This is a genomic window from Streptomyces sp. NBC_00704 (assembly GCF_036226605.1).
In the GTDB taxonomy this organism is placed as follows: Bacteria; Actinomycetota; Actinomycetes; order Streptomycetales; family Streptomycetaceae; genus Streptomyces.
Genome location: NZ_CP109000.1, coordinates 6,757,035 through 6,773,823 on the forward strand (window position 1 = coordinate 6,757,035; position 16,789 = coordinate 6,773,823).

The 16,789-nt window shown below is 73.7% G+C and carries 13 protein-coding genes and 2 pseudogenes; 14 read left to right on the forward strand and 1 reads right to left on the reverse strand.

Going from position 1 to position 16,789, the window contains the following annotated elements:
- The first annotated feature begins 124 nt into the window (after positions 1 to 124).
- From OG802_RS29320 to OG802_RS29360, 9 genes and pseudogenes are all read left to right on the forward strand, one after another.
- Positions 125 to 1,444, forward strand: coding sequence for an ABC transporter substrate-binding protein (locus OG802_RS29320; RefSeq protein ID WP_329415267.1), 1,320 nt, complete (start codon positions 125 to 127; stop codon positions 1,442 to 1,444).
- A gap of 5 nt (positions 1,445 to 1,449) precedes the next feature.
- Positions 1,450 to 2,436, forward strand: coding sequence for a carbohydrate ABC transporter permease (locus OG802_RS29325; protein ID WP_329415268.1), 987 nt, complete (start codon positions 1,450 to 1,452; stop codon positions 2,434 to 2,436).
- A 7-nt stretch (positions 2,437 to 2,443) separates the two neighbouring features.
- The gene (locus tag OG802_RS29330; protein WP_329417501.1) at positions 2,444 to 3,283 is read left to right on the forward strand and encodes a carbohydrate ABC transporter permease; all 840 of its coding nucleotides are present in this window, start codon (positions 2,444 to 2,446) and stop codon (positions 3,281 to 3,283) included.
- Between the two features lie 83 nt (positions 3,284 to 3,366).
- The gene (locus tag OG802_RS29335) at positions 3,367 to 4,725 is read left to right on the forward strand and encodes a GH1 family beta-glucosidase (protein WP_329415269.1); all 1,359 of its coding nucleotides are present in this window, start codon (positions 3,367 to 3,369) and stop codon (positions 4,723 to 4,725) included.
- Between the two features lie 175 nt (positions 4,726 to 4,900).
- Entirely contained in the window at positions 4,901 to 5,749 is an 849-nt protein-coding gene (locus tag OG802_RS29340; RefSeq protein WP_329415270.1) for an alpha/beta fold hydrolase, read from the forward strand.
- Between the two features lie 116 nt (positions 5,750 to 5,865).
- On the forward strand, positions 5,866 to 6,405 hold the full coding sequence (locus OG802_RS29345; RefSeq protein ID WP_329415271.1) for a hypothetical protein: 540 nt from the start codon (positions 5,866 to 5,868) through the stop codon (positions 6,403 to 6,405).
- 223 nt (positions 6,406 to 6,628) lie between these two features.
- A pseudogene (locus OG802_RS29350) lies at positions 6,629 to 7,174 on the forward strand (GNAT family N-acetyltransferase); the annotation flags it as partial.
- A gap of 157 nt (positions 7,175 to 7,331) precedes the next feature.
- Positions 7,332 to 8,978 carry an ABC transporter substrate-binding protein gene (locus OG802_RS29355; RefSeq protein ID WP_329415273.1) on the forward strand — a complete coding sequence of 549 codons (1,647 nt, stop codon included), beginning with the start codon at positions 7,332 to 7,334 and terminating at the stop codon, positions 8,976 to 8,978.
- 4 nt (positions 8,979 to 8,982) lie between these two features.
- Positions 8,983 to 10,944, forward strand: coding sequence for an ABC transporter permease subunit (locus OG802_RS29360; RefSeq protein ID WP_329415274.1), 1,962 nt, complete (start codon positions 8,983 to 8,985; stop codon positions 10,942 to 10,944).
- Between the two features lie 69 nt (positions 10,945 to 11,013).
- On the opposite strand, the gene OG802_RS29365 is transcribed toward OG802_RS29360, so the two are convergent.
- The gene (locus tag OG802_RS29365; protein ID WP_329415276.1) at positions 11,014 to 11,769 is read right to left on the reverse strand and encodes a CDP-alcohol phosphatidyltransferase family protein; all 756 of its coding nucleotides are present in this window, start codon (positions 11,767 to 11,769) and stop codon (positions 11,014 to 11,016) included.
- 108 nt (positions 11,770 to 11,877) lie between these two features.
- Here OG802_RS29365 and OG802_RS29370 point away from each other — a divergent pair, with 108 nt between their 5' ends.
- The 5 genes and pseudogenes from OG802_RS29370 to OG802_RS29390 all read left to right on the forward strand — a co-directional run.
- Positions 11,878 to 12,867: a zinc-dependent alcohol dehydrogenase gene (locus OG802_RS29370; protein ID WP_329415278.1), complete on the forward strand. Its 990-nt coding sequence runs from the start codon at positions 11,878 to 11,880 to the stop codon at positions 12,865 to 12,867.
- 112 nt (positions 12,868 to 12,979) lie between these two features.
- Positions 12,980 to 13,378: a 6-pyruvoyl trahydropterin synthase family protein gene (locus OG802_RS29375; protein ID WP_329415280.1), complete on the forward strand. Its 399-nt coding sequence runs from the start codon at positions 12,980 to 12,982 to the stop codon at positions 13,376 to 13,378.
- Positions 13,375 to 14,592 carry a glycosyltransferase family 4 protein gene (locus OG802_RS29380; RefSeq protein ID WP_329415281.1) on the forward strand — a complete coding sequence of 406 codons (1,218 nt, stop codon included), beginning with the start codon at positions 13,375 to 13,377 and terminating at the stop codon, positions 14,590 to 14,592. Before OG802_RS29375 ends, OG802_RS29380 begins: the two co-directional genes overlap by 4 nt.
- Positions 14,589 to 15,647: a trans-aconitate methyltransferase gene (locus OG802_RS29385; RefSeq protein ID WP_329415283.1), complete on the forward strand. Its 1,059-nt coding sequence runs from the start codon at positions 14,589 to 14,591 to the stop codon at positions 15,645 to 15,647. Before OG802_RS29380 ends, OG802_RS29385 begins: the two co-directional genes overlap by 4 nt.
- Positions 15,644 to 16,654, forward strand: a pseudogene (locus tag OG802_RS29390) (lysylphosphatidylglycerol synthase transmembrane domain-containing protein); the annotation flags it as partial. The gene OG802_RS29385 and the pseudogene OG802_RS29390, both read left to right, overlap by 4 nt.
- Positions 16,655 to 16,789 lie beyond the last annotated feature (135 nt).

Genomic DNA, 16,789 nt, shown 5'->3' on the forward strand with positions numbered 1-16,789 from the left:
TTGAACGCGCGCGTCAAGTGGTGGGGACGGACTTCCGCGGAGTGTGCCGGGACTCTTGACGCGGGCGGCTCACCCGGTTTAACTCACGTCCTAAATTAAGCCCTGATGACACCGGGAGCCACCCATGCGCACCATCCGAGCCGCGGCCACAGGAGCGGTCGTCATGTCCCTCGCCCTCGCGGCCACGGCCTGCGGCGGAGGGAGCTCGACCGACGGCGGGGGCTCCAACGACTCGCCGAAGACCCTGACCTACTGGGCCTCCAACCAGGGCGCGAGCATCGAGGTGGACAAGAAGGTCCTCCGCCCGGAGCTCGACAAGTTCGAGAAGGAGACCGGGATCAAGGTGAAACTCGAGGTCGTCCCCTGGTCGGACCTGCTCAACCGGATCCTCACCGCCACCACCTCCGGCCAGGGCCCCGACGTCCTCAACATCGGCAACACCTGGTCCGCCTCCCTCCAGGCCACCGGCGCACTGCTGCCCTGGAACGACGCGAACCTCGCGAAGATAGGCGGCAAGGACCGCTTCGTCTCCTCCGCGCTCGGCTCGACCGGCGCCCAGGGCAAGGACCCCGCCGCCGTGCCGCTGTACTCCATGGCGTACGCCCTCTACTACAACAAGCAGATCTTCGCCGACGCCGGCATCGCCAAGCCCCCGGCCACCTGGGCCGAACTCACGGCCGACGCCGAGAAGATCCAGGCCAAGGGCAAGCAGGTGCTGGGAGCCGAGGGCGCCAACGTCGCGGAGAACATCCACCACGTCTTCGTCTTCGCCAAGCAGCACAACGCCGACTTCTTCACCCCCGACGGCAAGCCCGACTTCACCTCCGACGGCGTCGTCGCCGCCGTCAAGCAGTACGTCGACCTGATGGCCAAGGACAAGGCCATCCCGCAGGGCAACGCCGAGTACGCCCAGAACCAGTCCGTCAGCGACTTCGCCAAGGGCCGGACCGCGATGCTCCTGTGGCAGTCCGCCTCCGCCAACCTCGCGTCCCAGGGCATGAGCGAGGACCGCTACGGCATCGCCCCCGTACCCGTGCAGTCCGGCGCCCCCGGCACCGGCGCCCAGGTCAACTCGATGGTCGCGGGCATCAACCTGGCCGTCTTCAAGAACACCGACAACCTCGACGGCGCCACCCAGTTCGTCAAGTTCATGACCGGCGACGAGGAACAGAAGATCCTCAACAAGGCCTACAGCACCATCCCGCCGGTCGCGTCGGCCCAGGCCGACCCCGCCTTCTCCACCCCCGCGAACACGGTCCTCAAGGACACCCTCGCCAAGAGCGCCGCCGCACTCCCGCAGGTCGCCGACGAGTCCCAGTTCGAGACGACGGTCGGCACGGCCGTCAAGGAACTGTTCGCCGACGCCGCCGCCGGCCACCCCGTGACAACCGAGTCCGTGAAGGCCAAGCTCGCCAAGGCCCAGCAGCAGATGCCGGCGAAGTGAGCCGGATGACCACCACCGTCGAGGCGCCGAAGCCTCCCACCGCACCCCACGGCGACCCCGCCCCACGCCCCGGGCCCGGACGGATCCGCCGCACCGCACTGCCCTACCTGCTGCTCCTGCCCGCCCTCGTCCTCGAACTCCTCGTGCACCTGGTGCCGATGGTGATCGGCGTCGTGATGAGCTTCAAGGAGCTGACCCAGTTCTACATCCGCGACTGGGGCACCGCCCCCTGGTCCGGCCTCGACAACTACCGCGTCTCGGTGGACTTCGACGCCCCCGTCGGACAGGCCCTGCTGCACTCCTTCTTCGTCACCGTCGGCTTCACCCTGCTGTCGGTCGGCCTGTGCTGGCTCATCGGCACCGCCGCGGCGATCTTCATGCAGGACGCCTTCCGCGGCCGCGGACTGCTCCGGGCGCTGTTCCTGGTGCCCTACGCGCTGCCCGTCTACGCGGCCGTCATCACCTGGGTGTTCATGTTCCAGCACGACAACGGCCTGGTGAACCACGTGCTCCACGACCAGCTGCACCTCACCGACAAGCCGTCCTTCTGGCTCATCGGCGACAACAGCTTCTACGCGCTGCTCACCGTCTCCGTGTGGAAGGGCTGGCCGTTCGCGTTCCTCATCGTCATGGCCGGCCTGCAGAACATCCCCCGCGAACTGTACGAAGCCGCCGCACTCGACGGAGCCGGGGTGTGGCAGCAGATCCGCCGCATCACCCTGCCCTCCCTCGCCCCGGTCAACCAGGTCCTCGTCCTCGTCCTGTTCCTGTGGACCTTCAACGACTTCAACACCCCCTTCGTCCTCTTCGGCCGCGCCGCACCGGAGGCGGCGGACCTCATCTCCGTCCACATCTACCAAGCGTCCTTCGTCACCTGGAACTTCGGCACCGGATCGGCGATGTCCGTCCTGCTGCTGCTCTTCCTCCTCGCCGTCACCGGCGTCTACCTGGCCCTCACCACCCGGGGAAGGAGGCCCTCCCGTGCCCGCTGACTCGCCCATGGCGCCGCCGAGTTCGCTCCTGTGGTCCCGGCGGATCTTCCTCACCCTGCTCACCGGCTTCGTCCTGGTGCCCGTCTACGTCATGGTCTCCAGCTCCCTGAAGCCCCTCGCGGACGTCACCGAAAAGTTCCGCTGGCTGCCCAGCGGACTGACGATCCGCCCCTACATCGACATCTGGTCGACGGTCCCCCTCGCCCGCTACTTCGTGAACTCGCTGATCGTGGCGGGCGCGGCGACCGCCTGCTCCGTCGTCATCGCCGTGTTCAGCGCCTACGCCGTGAGCCGCTACGACTTCCGCGGCAAACGCACCTTCACCGTCACCGTGCTGTCCACCCAGATGTTCCCCGGCATCCTCTTCCTCCTCCCGCTGTTCCTGCTCTACGTCAACATCGGCAACAGCACCGGCATCGCCCTGTTCGGCTCGCGCGGCGGCCTGATCCTCACCTACCTGACGTTCTCCCTCCCCTTCTCCATCTGGATGCTGATCGGATACTTCGACTCGGTCCCCCGCGACCTCGACGAAGCCGCGCTCGTCGACGGCTGCGGCCCGCTCGGCGCCCTCTTCCGGATCGTCGTGCCGGCCGCGATCCCCGGCATCGTCGCCGTCGCCGTCTACGCCTTCATGACCGCCTGGGGCGAAGTCCTCTTCGCCTCCGTCATGACCAACGACGCCACCCGCACCCTCGCCGTCGGCCTCCAGGGCTACTCCACCCTCAACGACGTGTACTGGAACCAGATCATGGCCGCCTCGCTCGTCGTCAGCGTGCCCGTCGTGGCCGGCTTCCTGCTGCTCCAGCGCTACCTCGTCGCCGGCCTGACCGCCGGAGCCGTGAAGTGACCCGGAACCCCGCGACGGCCCGGCATCCCGCACCACCCGGGCACCCCGCAACGGCCCGCCACCCCCATCCCGAAGGGACCTCCGTGACCATCGACCTCGCCGCCCTGCCCCACGACTTCCTGTGGGGGACCGCCACCTCGGCGTACCAGATCGAGGGAGCCGTGGCGGAGGACGGCCGATCCCCGTCGATCTGGGACACGTTCTCGCACACACCCGGAAAGATCGCGGGCGACGACCACGGCGACGTGGCCTGCGACCACTACCACCGCTGGCGCGAGGACATCGCCCTCATGCGGCGCCTCGGCGTGAACGCCTACCGGATGTCCATCGCCTGGCCCCGCGTCGTCCCCGGCGGCGACGGCCCCGTCAACCCCAAGGGCCTCGACTTCTACGACCAGGTGATCGACGCACTGCTGGAATCCGGCATCGCCCCCGCCGTCACCCTCTACCACTGGGACCTGCCCCAGACCCTCCAGGACCGCGGCGGCTGGCCCGAGCGGCAGACCGCCGAGCACTTCGCCGCCTACGCGTCCGCCGTGGCCGAACGGCTCGGCGACCGCGTCACCCACTGGGCCACCCTCAACGAGCCCCTGTGCTCCGCCTGGATCGGCCACCTCGAAGGCACCATGGCCCCCGGCCTCACCGACCTGACCGCGGCCGTCCGCGCCTCCTACCACCTCCTCCTCGGCCACGGCCTCGCCGTCCAGGCCATCCGGGCGGCCGCACCCCGCGCGAAGATCGGCATCGTCAACAACCTCTCCACGATCCATCCCGCCACCGACCGCCCCGAGGACGTCGCCGCCGCCCGCCGCATGGACGGCCACACCAACCGCTGGTGGCTCGACCCCGTCCACGGCCGCGGCTTCCCGGCCGACATGCGGGAGGTCTACGGCGTCGAACTCCCTGAAAAACAGGGCGACTTGACGACGATCGCCGCCCCGCTGGACTGGCTGGGCCTGAACTACTACTTCCCGCAGGCCGTCGCCGACGATCCGACCGGCCCGGCCCCGCGTGTCCGCACCGTCCGCCGGTCCGGCGTCCCGCGCACCGGGATGGACTGGGAGGTCGACGCGAGCGGCATCGAGGACCTGCTGCTCCGCCTCACCGACGAGTACGGGGCGCGCAAGCTGTACGTCACCGAGAACGGTTCCGCGTTCCCGGACGTCGTCCGCCCCGACGGCACGGTGGACGACCCCGAACGCCAGGACTACCTGGTGAAGCACCTGGCCGCCTGCGCCTCCGCCGCCCGCAAGGGCGCACCCCTGGCCGGCTACTACGCCTGGTCGCTGCTGGACAACTTCGAGTGGGCCTACGGCTACGACAAGCGCTTCGGCCTCGTCCACGTCGACTACCGCACCCAGGCCCGCACCATCAAGGGCACCGGACACCATTACGCGGAGATCGTCCGCAGACACCGGGAGGGAACGGCCCGAGCGGCCTGAGACGGGCGGCCTTCGAGGCCGGGGGCACCCCCAGGACCGGTGGGCGTGGGTGCGGGAGCCCGCGCCCACCACCCCGGTGCGGAGGGAGGGCCCGAGGCCTTCACGGCCTCCCCCTCAACACCTGCTCTCCGGCAACTCGGTTGTCCGCGCATGGACGCCCTGTGAGGATCCCTCCATGCCGACTTTCACCGCCCCCGACGGAACCCGCCTCGCCCACCGCGGGGCAGGGGACGGGCCACCCCTGATCTGCCTGCCCGGCGGCCCCATGCAGTCCGCCGCCTATCTGGGCGACCTCGGCGGGCTCGACGCCCACCGGCGGCTTGTCGGCCTGGACCCCAGGGGCACCGGAGAATCGGCGGTCCCCGCGGACACCGTCTCCTACCGCTGCGACCGCCAGGTCGACGACGTCGAGGCGCTGCGCGCCCACCTCGGTCTCGACCGGATCGACCTGCTCGCGCACTCCGCGGGAGCCAACCTGGCCCTCCTGTACGCGGCCCGCCACCCCGACCGCGTGGCGAGCCTGCTGCTGATCACCCCGAGCGTGTACGCGGCGGGCCTGGAGATCACCGCCGAGGACCGGCTGACCACCGCGCGGCTGCGGGCCGGCGAGCCGTGGTTCGCCACCGGATACGCCGCCCTGGAGGCGATCACCGCGGGCCGCGCCGGCGCCGACTCCTGGCAGCTCGTCGCCCCCTTCTTCCACGCCCGCTGGGACGAGGACGCGCGGGCCTTCGACGAGGCGGGGGAGAAGGACAAGAACCAGGAGGCGGCGGCCGCCTACGCCGCCGAGGGCTCCTTCGATCCGGCCGCCACCCGCCGGTCCCTCGCGGCCTTCCCCTCCCCGGTTCTCCTCCTCGCGGGCGAACACGACCTGGGCGCGCCGCCGCGCGTGATGCGGGAGTTCGCGGAGCTGTTTCCGAAGGCCGCGTTCGTGGTGCAGCCCGGCGCGGGGCACTTTCCGTGGCGGGACGATCCGGAGCGCTTCGTGACGGCGGTGACGCAGTTCCTGGCCGGCGGGCGCTGAGCGAGGGATTCGTTCACGCGATCGAGTGATGTGCGGTCGAGCGGGCACGGGCCGGGGCCGCGGCCCGTTGTGCGGGTGACGGGATCCTCCCGCTCACGACGACCACGGGGGTGGACATGAGCCTGCACATCCTGCGCAACGCCGACGGCACGATCACCGGGCACAACACCGGCACCGGCTTCTCGGTGACCTCGGCCGACGAGGAGGAGGTGCGGCGGCTGGTGCACGAGGACGCGGGCTGGGAGTACACGCCGCCGCCCTCGCCGCCGCCTCCGGGGCATCACCGGTTCGTGCTGGTCCACGACGAGTTCGGCGACGGCGGCTTCGACGACGAACGGTACGAGCGCCTGCGCACCCACCCGCCCAGCGGCTGCGAACCGGCCGACCGGGGCTGCTTCGCCCTCACGTGCGAGCGCCCGGGCGCCACCCTGCTGGCAGCCGTCTCCGACACCGTCGCGGAGATCCGCCGCGAACACGGCCTGGTGATGAGCAGCCTCGGCATCGACGAGCCGCACGAATGGCTGACCGACGACCAGGACGGCTACGGCGCACAGACCGTGGCGCAACTGATCCTGACAGCCGCCCACCGAGCCGCCCTCCTCGGCTACGGCCGCAAAGACCTGGTCCGCCTCCTCGACGCGAGCGGGCTGCGGTAAAGGGCGGACCGCTGGGCCGCGGCCAGCCGGACGGCGGCGGGCGAACTGCGGCGCACGCGGCGCACGCGGCGCCGCCCTCCTCCCCACATGCGATGCGCGTCACACCGCCTTGTTGAAAATGAATGTCATGTGGCTTGATTGGGGGGTCCTTCGTGATCTCTGTCAAATCCGGGAGTGGCGATCCAATGATCGACTTCTCGCGCTTGTTGCATATCATTCGCAAGTGCGTAACTACTGCATCAGGGTCGCGGGCCCCGAGGACCTGGACGGCGCCCGAGCCGTCATGCTCGACACCGTCTACCGGGATTTCGGAAGCGGTTACGTGCCCCGCTGGCACGGCGACATCATCGATCCCCACGCCGCGTACCTCGCGTCCGAACGCCACACCCTGCTGGTCGCGACCGACGGCGGCAGGTGCGGCGAAGGGCGCGGCGGAGAGATCGTCGCCACCGCCGCGCTCGACTCCCGCGGCCCGGCGCACCCGCCGAACCCGCGTCACGTCGCCGAGCGCTATCCGTCGGGGACGACCGCCCAGTTGCGCCGCGTCTACGTCCGTCCCGAGCACCGGCGACGCGGCCTCGCCCGGCGTCTGGTGGCCGAGCTGCTCGCCTTCGCGGTCGCGGACGGCGGCTACCGCTCCGTCTATCTGCACACGGACCCGTCCGTCGAGGGCGCCGAGGGGTTCTGGCGGTCGCTCGGCACCGTCGTGCACGACGAGCGGGAGCAGGCGGACGACGGTCAGGGCATCGTGCACTTCGACGTCCCCCTCCGCGCCCCCGCCGGCACTGCTACCGCCGTCGGCACCCACGCCTGCGCCGTCGGCACCTGCGCCTCAGCCGTCGGCTCCCCGGCCGGTGTCGCCCCGGTCCGGCCCCTGCTCTCCGCCGCCCCCTCCCACCACCCCCCTCGTACAGGCCGGTAACTCCATGTACTTCACCCGCAGTTCTCGCAGTTCCCGTAATACCCGCAGTTCGCTCAGCTCCCGCAGCCCGCGCGGTCGCCACGGCCGACGCAGCCAGCAGGGCCGGCGGAGTTCGCAGCGTGAGCTGCGGCCGCTCGGTACTCGTCGTCGGCCGCGGGTTCTCGCCTTTCTCTGCCTCGCGCCGTTCCTCACCGGTTGCTTCGCCTCGTCCGGGGGCGGGGCCGGGGACGGCAAGGCGTCCGGCGGGGACGGCGCCCGGCTGCGGGTCGCGCTCGCCTTCCCGCCCGCCGAGAACCTCTCTCCGTACGGGGCCGACGCGACGATCCTCAGCCGGCTCGGCGTCACCGAGGGGCTGACGGCGCTCGACGCCAACGGCTCGGCCGTGCCCGCGCTGGCCGCGTCGTGGCGGCGTGAGGGCGACCGCTCGTGGCTGTTCACGCTGCGCGAGGCCGTCTTCCAGGACGGCACGGACGTCACGCCCGCCGCCGTCGCCGCCTCCCTCGGCCGTGCCGTCGCGGCCCGGCCCGCCCCGGCCGCCCTGACCGGCGTCGCCCTCACGGCGAAGGCGGCGGGCAGGGCCGCGGTGCGCGTCACCACCGCGGCCCCGGACCCCGTCCTGCCCCTGCGCCTGTCCAGTCCGAGTCTCGCCGTCCTCGCGCCGAAGGCCTATGCGGCCGAGGGCGGGAAGGAGGGCGCCGTCGACGTGGCGGGCACCGGCACCGGTCCCTTCGAGATCACCCGGCTGACCGGGACCACCGCCGCCCGGCTCGACCGCTTCGACGACTACTGGGGCGGCCGCGCCCAGGCCCCGGGCGTCGACGTGCGGTTCGTCGCCGACGGCTCAGCCCGCGCCAACGCTCTGCGCACCGGCGAGGTGGACGTCGCCGAGGCCGTACCCGTCGCCCAGGCCGCCGGTCTCGACGCCGCCACCCGCCGTGAGATCGCCACGACCCGCACCACCAGCCTCCACCTCAACGCGAGGTCCGGCGTCTTCAGGAACCCGGCCCTGCGTGCCGCGGCCCGTGCCGCCGTCGACGCCTCCGTCCTGGCCGAGGGCGTGTACGAGGGGCATGCCGACGCCGGCGCCGGGATCTACGGGCCGGCCGTCACCTGGGCGCAGGGCAAGCGCGTCCAGCCTTCCGGCCGGGCGAGGGCGGTCGCGCCGGGCGGCGCTTCCGTCACCCTGGCCACCTACGACAACCGGCCCGAACTTCCGGAGGTCGCGCAGGTGTTGAAGCAGCAGCTGGAGAGGGCCGGGTTCCGGGTGAAGCTGGAGGTGCGGGAGTACTCCCGGCTGGAGAGCGACGCCCTGGCGGGGAGGTTCGACGCGGTCGTCGGCGCCCGCAACAGCCTGCTGGACACCGGCGACCCCGTCTCCGTCCTCGCCGGCGACTTCACCTGCGCCGGCGGCTACAACCTCTCCCGCCTCTGCGACCCGGACGTCGACCGGGCCGTCGGGGCAGCGCAGGCGGCGGCCGACACCGACCGGCGGCAGGACGCCGCCATGGCCGCCGAGGCGCTGATCCTCGGCACCGACGCCGTGGTTCCGCTCGTCCACCAGCGCATCATCACCGGTGTCGCGGCGGACGTCCGCGGGGTGGCTCCGGACCCCTACGAGCGCACCCTCGTGGGCGCCGGGACCCGGCGCTGACGGCGTGCGGGGCAGGACGGGCGCGCTGTTGTGGCGTGCCGTGCTGGGCGCGCTGCTGGTGTGCGGGGTCGGGCTGCTGCCCTGGCTGTCGCGGACCGACCCGGCGCTCACCGTGCTGAAGGCGCGGTCCGCCGACCGCGACCCCTCGCCGCAGGTGCTCGCCGACATCCGCGGCCGGCTCGGGCTGGACGACGGTCCGGTGCGGCTGCTGGGGAGATGGCTGGCGGGACTGCTCCGCGGGGACGCCGGACGGTCCTGGATCTCCGGCGCCGACGTGGCGCCGGGGGTGCTGGAGGCGCTGGGCGTGTCGCTGCTGCTGATGGCGGTGGCGCTGGCGGTCGCCCTGGTCGTCGCGGCCGGGGTGTGCGCCCGCACCCTGTTCCTCGGGGCGCGGCGGCGGCTCGCGGGCCGGCCCGCCGGCGGTTCGGGCTCCGCCGTGCTCGCCGCGCTGCCGGAGTTCCTCGTCGCGTCGGTCCTCGCGACGGTGGTCGGCGTGCAGTGGGGGTGGCTCCCCGCCCTCGGCTGGTACGGCCCGCAGTGGACGGTGCTGCCCGCGCTCGCCCTCGGCCTGCCCGCCGGGGCGGTCCTCGGGCGGCTCCTGGACGACCGGTTGCCGGCCGCGTTCGCGGAGCCCTGGGCGTCGGCCGCCGTCGCACGCGGGCTGCCCGGCCGGAGCGTCGTCCGTATGGCGTTGCGCCGTTGCGTGCCCGGACTGCTGCCGAACGTAGGGCTGTTCGTTGTGGGGCTGACCGGGGGGTCGGTCGCGGTGGAGCAGATCTTCGACATCCCCGGTCTCGGCCGGGCCACGCTGCGGGCGGCGATCGCCCAGGATCTGCCGGTCCTTCAGGCGGGAACCCTCGTGCTCGTCGTCCTCGCGGCCGTCACCACGGGCGCGGCGCGGCTCGCCGCCCGGACGCTCGTCGGTCCCGCCCTGCGCGACGGGGCCCTGCACCCGCTGCACCGGCCGGCGCCGGGAGGCCGCCGGACGCCGCCGCTCGTCCACGGGGTGCTGCTGTTCGCGGTCGTCGGCCTCGGGCTGCCCCGCGATCCGCTCGCCCTGGACACCGGCGAACGGCTCCAAGCCCCGTCGGCGGCGCATCCGTTCGGCACGGACGCGCTCGGCCGGGACCTCCTGGCACGCGTCGCGCACGGTGCGGTCGCGACCCTGCTCCTCGCCCTCGCCGTCAGCGCGATCGCCCTGGCGGTGGGGGTCCTGCTCGGGTCGCTGTCCCGGCTGTCCGGGCCGCTGGTCGACACCGTCAACGCGGTCCCGCCGGTGCTCGCCGCACTGCTGGCGGCCGCGGTCCGGGGCGGCGGTCCGTCGACGCCCGTCCTGGCCGTGGCGGTGGTGGCGTGGGCGCCGCTCGCCGCGCACACCTCGGCGCTGCTGCGGCAGGAACGGGCCACCGTCCATCTCGCCGCCACACGGGCTCTCGGCGCGGGCCGCCTGCATCTGCTGAGGCGGGAACTGCTGCCGGCGGTCCTGCCGCCGGTCGCGCGGCACGCCCTGCTGCGGCTGCCCGGCGTGGCGCTGGCGCTGGCCTCGCTCGGCTTCCTCGGTCTCGGGGCCCAGCCGCCGTCCCCGGAGTGGGGTCTGCTCCTGGCGGAGAACCAGCCGTACGCCGAACGGGCTCCGTGGGCCGTGCTCGCCCCCGCCGGCGTCCTCGCTGTCCTGGGGGCCCTGGCGGTGACGGCGCCCGGCCTGCTGCGACCGACGGAACGCGCACCGCGATCGGGTCGGTGGGGAGGATCTCACCGGCGTGGCGGTGCGGAGGGGGTGCCGGGGACGGGAGCGCCGGTGGCGCAACCTCCGTCGGCGCGGCGGGCGGTGACGCGCACTCCGTCGACGCAGCCCTCGACGCCGACCTCGGAGCGGACCTCGCAAGGGACCCCGGCGCGAACCCCGGTGGAGGGTCTTCCCGTCGAGCGGCCCGCTTCCGCGGCCGGGGCGGGGCGGTCGGAGTGAGTGCCCTGCTCCCCGCGGGCCGGGGCGGCCGCACGGGCGCGGATCGCTCTTCCTCGCGCCGGGCGGCGACTACACCAGTTCCAGGACCGCTTCCGCGGGGAGTTCGGTCACCGCGCGCGACGTGCGCCACAGCCACAGCACATCCCGGCCGAAGGACCACACCAGGGAGCCGAGCGCCAGCAGCACCACGGCGAAGGTGGCGGCGTAGGGCAGCAGGGCGGAGCCCGCCAGCAGCAGCAGGACGCCCTGCAACGCGGCGACCGTCTTGCGGGCGGTGCTCGGGGGGAGCGGGGCGTTGAGCCAGGGGGCGACACGGGCCGCGGCGACGAAGGCGTAGCGCATGCCGCCGATCAGCAGCACCCACGGGCCCAGCGTCGTCGAGACGTACACGCTGAGCACCAGGATGAGGAAGGCGTCGACCTCCATGTCGAAGCGCGCGCCCAGGGCGGTCGAGGTGTTGGTGCGGCGGGCGACCTTTCCGTCGACGCCGTCCAGGATGAGGGCGACGGCGGTCAGGCCGACCAGCAGTGTCACCGGGGGCGTGCTCTCGAAGGAGTCCGCGACCAGGGCGGTCACCCCGCCGACCAGCGTGGCCCGGCCGAGGGTGACCCGGTTGGCGGGGCCGAACGTGCGCAGGCTGGAGCGGTGCAGCGCCCGGGAGAGCACCGCCCAGGTGGCGACGGCGAAGACGAGACCGGTCACCCAGCCCGCCGGCCCCATGCCGATCGCCGTGCCGAGCAGGGCCAGCAACAGGATCTGAACGCCCGCTCCCACAGCGGTCTCCTGCTGGACCAGCCTCGCGTCGTAAGTGTTGTTCAGGGCCACCGCACGTTCCTCCGGCCAGATGACAGAGATGATCAGTGCCGCGTACTGTGCGCGGACTGTGCACACCTCGGTACGTGAACAGGTTCCCGATCGTTCAGGAGGATGTGGATGTCGATCGCCGCTCGTGCGTTCTGGGTGGCCTCGCCCGGTGAGGGGGAGATCCGTGACGTCGTCGTCGCGGAACCGGCCGAGGGCGAGGTCCTGGTGCGCTCACTGTGGTCCGGCGTCAGCCGCGGCACGGAGACCCTCGTCTTCCGCGGCGGGGTGCCGGAGAGCCAGCACGCGGCCATGCGGGCGCCGTACCAGGAGGGCGACTTCCCGGCGCCCGTGAAGTACGGCTACCTCAGTGTCGGGGTGGTGGAGCGCGGTCCGGCGGAGCTGCTCGGGCGGACGGTCTTCTGCCTGTACCCGCATCAGACGCGGTACGTGGTCCCGGCGGCCGCGGTGACGGTCGTGCCGGACTCCGTGCCCGCGCGCCGGGCCGTCCTCGCGGGCACCGTGGAGACGGCCGTCAACGCGCTCTGGGACGCGGCGCCGCTGGTCGGCGACCGGATCGCGGTGGTCGGCGGCGGCATGGTCGGCTGTTCGGTGGCCGCGCTGCTGGCCCGCTTCCCCGGGGTGCGCGTGCAGTTGGTGGACGCCGACCCGGCGCGCGAGAAGGTAGCCGAGGCGCTCGGGGTCGGCTTCGCCGCGCCCGCGGACGCCGTCGGCGGCTGCGACCTCGTCGTGCACGCCAGCGCCACCGAGCAGGGTCTCGCCCGCTCGCTGGAGCTGCTCGCCGACGAGGGCACCGTCCTCGAACTGAGTTGGTACGGCGACCGGAAGGTCTCCCTCCCGCTCGGCGAGGACTTCCACTCCCGGCGGCTCGTCGTGCGCAGCAGCCAGGTCGGCACGGTCTCCCCGGCGCGGCGCTCCACCCGCTCCTACGCCGACCGGCTCGCCCTCGCGCTGGAACTGCTGGCCGATCCGGCGCTCGACGCCCTCGTCACCGGAGACAGCGCCTTCGACGAGCTGCCGCAGGTGCTGCCGAAACTCGCGTCGGGCGAGATCCCGGCGCTGTGCCACGGCATCAGGTACGACCAGGAGCGCCTGACCTGAGAAAAGAGTGAGATCAGGCTGAACAGGGGGAACCGTTGAGCCGTACTACACGGCATCCCCCGGCGGTCAACGGCCGGGGGGAGCAGAGGCGCCGCACCTGGAGGGTCGTCCGTTGTTCAGTGTCACCGTCCGCGATCACATCATGATCGCCCACAGCTTCAGCGGCGAGGTCTTCGGACCCGCGCAGCGCCTGCACGGAGCGACGTTCCTCGTGGACGCCACCTTCCGCCGCGAGCAGCTGGACGACGACAACATCGTCGTCGACATCGGACTGGCCACGCAGGAGCTGGGAGCGGTGGTCAGCGAGCTGAACTACCGCAACCTCGACAACGAGCCCGACTTCGCGGGGGTCAACACCTCCACGGAGTTCCTGGCGAAGGTCGTGGCCGACCGGCTCGCGGAGCGCATCCACAAGGGCGCGCTCGGCGAGGGCGCGCGGGGCATCGCCGCCATCGCCGTCACCCTGCACGAGTCGCATGTCGCCTGGGCGAGTTACGAGCGTGCGTTGTGACCGACGTGACCCTGGAGAAGGCGGCCGTGCAGAGCGCTCCGGCCGCCGCGCAGCAGGCTCCGCTGGCGTACGTGCCCGTGCAGGCGCCGCTTCCCAAGATCGGTGGGATCATCCCCATGTCCCTGCGCTCCGTGCACTTCGTGATGCCGGGCGGCGTCGACGACGCGGCGAACCCGAGCGGCGGCAACGCCTATGACCGGCGGCTCTGCCTGGACCTGCCCGGTTTCGGCTGGCAGGTCCACAAGCACCTGGTGTCCGGATCGTGGCCCCGCCCGGAGGCGGACGCCCGCGCGGACCTGGCGCGCACGCTGCGGGAGTTCCCCGACGGCACGGTCGTCCTGATCGACGGGCTGGTCGCCTGCGGCGTCCCGGAGATCATCGCCCCCGAGGCCGAGCGGCTGCGGCTCGTCGTGCTCGTCCACCTGCCGCTGGGCGACGAGCGCGGCATCGCGCCCGAGGTGGCCGCCCAGCTCGACGCCAAGGAGCGCGAGGTGCTGCGGGCCGTGCCGGCGGTCGTGGCCACCAGCGACTGGGCGGTGCGCCGTCTCGTCTCGCACCACGGCCTCGCCCCCGAGCGGGTGCACGTCGCCGCCCCCGGCGCCGACATCGCGCCCCTGGCGTCCGGCACCGACGGCCTCTCCCGGCTGCTGTGCGTGGCGTCCGTGACCCCCCGCAAGGGCCAGCACCGGCTGGTCGAGGCGCTGGCCGCGGCGAAGGACCTGCCGTGGAGCTGCGTGTGCGTGGGCGGGCTCGGGCAGGACCCGGAGTACGTCGCCCACCTGCGCGAACTCATCGCCCGGCATGGTCTGCAGGACCGCCTGGAGCTGGCGGGCCCGAAGTCCGGCGCCGACCTGGACGCCGCGTACGCCTCCGCCGACCTGATGGTGCTCACCTCGTACGCGGAGACGTACGGCATGGCCGTCACCGAGGCGCTGGCCCGCGGCATCCCGGTCCTGGCGACGGACGTCGGCGGACTGCCCGAGGCGGTCGGCCGCGCCCCCGACGGCGGCGTCCCCGGCATCCTCGTCCCGCCGGAGGACCCGGCCGCCCTCGCCGCGGAACTGCGCGGCTGGTTCGGCGAGCCGGACGTGCGACGGCGGCTCAAGGCGGCCGCGCGCGGCCGCCGGGCCGCCCTGAACGGCTGGGCGTCGACCGCCCAGAGCCTGGCCGGCGTCCTGGGCAGGCTTCCCCGCGAGCCCCGGAGGGCGGCATGAGGAAGACGACGGCGACCCCGGCCGACGTGGCACGGCACGTGGGCGGCATCCCGGCCCAGTCCGGCCGCGGCGACTCCGTCTCCCTGGCGGAGGCCGCGCCGCACGCGCCGCACGCCGGGGGCGCGGGCGCCGAGGCCGATCCGGAGTCGGTCATCGCCGGCGCCGGGCCGGTCGGCAGGTCCGGCGAGCGGCCCACCGTGCGGCTGCGCGACGCCGGACCGGACGAGCAGCCCCGCTACGCCCCCGAATGGCTCGAGTTGCGCGAGCCCGCCGACGCCGCCGCCCGGTCGATGGAACTGCTGGACCCGCTGCGGATCCGGCTCGCCAACATGCCGGGCCGCAGCGGTCTGGCCATCCACGACCTGGGCTGCGGCACCGGCTCCATGGGGCGCTGGCTCGCCCCCCGCCTGGACGGCGCCCAGCACTGGATCCTCCACGACCGCGACCCCTACCTGCTGCACTTCGCCGCCGTCGCCTCCCCGCGGGCGGCCGCCGACGGCAGCCGGGTCACCGTCGAGACGCGGCGCGGCGACGTCGCCCGCCTCACCCCGGACGCCCTGCTCGGCGCGTCGCTGGTCACCGCCTCCGCACTGCTCGACGTCCTCACCCGCGAGGAGGTCGAGACGCTCGCCGCGGCCTGCGCCGGAGCGGGCTGCCCGGCGCTGCTGACCCTGTCGGTCGCCGGCCGCGTCGAACTCAGCGCCCCCGACCCGCTGGACGACGAGATCGCCGCCGCCTTCAACGACCACCAGCGGCGCGGCGGCCTCCTCGGCCCCGACGCGGTCACGGTGGCCTGCGAGGCGTTCGCCGACCAGGGCGCGACCGTGAAGGTGCACCCCAGCGCCTGGCAGCTCGGCCCGCAGAACGTGGGTCTGACCGCGCAGTGGCTGCGCGGCTGGGTCGGCGCGGCCGTGGAGGAGCGCCCCGAGCTGGCCGAGCGCGCCGAGCCCTATCTCGCGGCACGGCTCGCGGCCTGCGCCGCCGGCGAACTGCGCGCCACCGTCCACCACAGCGACCTGCTGGCGCTGGCCCGGCCCACAGGCGGAGCCGGATGAGCGCGAGGACGGCCGGCCCGCGGGTGGGCGCGCCGCCCGTGCTGTGGGCCGAGACGGCCCCGCCCGTCGTGCGGCGGCCCGCGCAGGCCGCGTCGGCCGCCCGAGGGGACGCCGCCGTCTCGGACGCCCGCATCGGCGTCATCGTGACCGCGCCGCACGCCGGGCGGCCGTCCCGGCTACGCCGCCTGCTCGGCAGCCGCGCCCTGCGCACCCACTTCGGGACGGTCGCCGGGATCGTCATCCTCTCGGTGCTGCTGTGGCGGCTGGGCACCGGCGTCTTCCTGGACGGGCTGCGGCGGATCGACACGCCGACCCTGCTCGCCGGCCTCGCGATCGGCGCGCTCACCACCGTGTTCAGCGCGTGGCGGTGGGCGCTGGTCGCCCGCGGGCTGCGGATCGGGCTGCCGCTCGGTGCGGCCGTCGCCGACTACTACCGCGCCCTGTTCCTCAACGCGGCGCTGCCCGGCGGCATCCTCGGCGACGTGCACCGCGCGGTGCGGCACGGGCAGAGCGAGGGCGACGTAGGCCGCGGTGTGCGGGCCGTGGTCCTGGAGCGCACCGCCGGACAGCTCGTGCTGGCCGTCGCGGGCGTGACGATTCTGCTGACCCTGCCGTCGCCGGTCATGCAGGACGTCCGGCAGATCACGCCGCTGGTCCTGCTGGCCGGCGCGGGCGCCTGCGCCGTCGTCGTCGCCGTGCGGATGAGCTCCTCGGCCCCGCGCCGCGCGGGCCGGATGCGCGCGGCGCTGGCGGAGGCCCGCGAGAGCCTGCTGTCACGGCGCAACGGGCCGGGCGTCGCCCTGTCCTCCGCCGTCGTGCTGGCGGGACATCTGGCCATGTTCGTCGTGGCCGCGCGGGTCGCCGGTTCCGGCGCCTCCGTGCTCGCGCTGCTGCCGATCGCCGTCCTCGCGCTGCTCGCGATGGGCCTGCCGCTGAACGTCGGCGGCTGGGGCCCGCGCGAGGGCGTCACCGCCTGGGCGTTCGGCGCGGCCGGACTCGGCGCGAGCACCGGCCTGTCGGTCGCCGTCGTCTACGGCGTCCTCAGCTTCGTGGCGGCGCTGCCGGGAGCGGTCGTGCTGGTCGTGCGCTGGGCCGCCGGAGCGCGCGGCCGGGCCGCGGACCCGGCCGCTCCGAACGCCGAC

Coding starts and splice junctions, on each gene's coding strand:
- OG802_RS29330 (WP_329417501.1), top strand. CDS start 2,444: ATGGCGCCGCCGAGTTCGCTCCTGTGGTCCCGGCGGATCTTCCTCACC.
- OG802_RS29320 (WP_329415267.1), top strand. CDS start 125: ATGCGCACCATCCGAGCCGCGGCCACAGGAGCGGTCGTCATGTCCCTC.
- OG802_RS29370 (WP_329415278.1), top strand. CDS start 11,878: ATGTCGATCGCCGCTCGTGCGTTCTGGGTGGCCTCGCCCGGTGAGGGG.
- OG802_RS29355 (WP_329415273.1), top strand. CDS start 7,332: ATGTACTTCACCCGCAGTTCTCGCAGTTCCCGTAATACCCGCAGTTCG.
- OG802_RS29325 (WP_329415268.1), top strand. CDS start 1,450: ATGACCACCACCGTCGAGGCGCCGAAGCCTCCCACCGCACCCCACGGC.
- OG802_RS29385 (WP_329415283.1), top strand. CDS start 14,589: ATGAGGAAGACGACGGCGACCCCGGCCGACGTGGCACGGCACGTGGGC.
- OG802_RS29345 (WP_329415271.1), top strand. CDS start 5,866: ATGAGCCTGCACATCCTGCGCAACGCCGACGGCACGATCACCGGGCAC.
- OG802_RS29340 (WP_329415270.1), top strand. CDS start 4,901: ATGCCGACTTTCACCGCCCCCGACGGAACCCGCCTCGCCCACCGCGGG.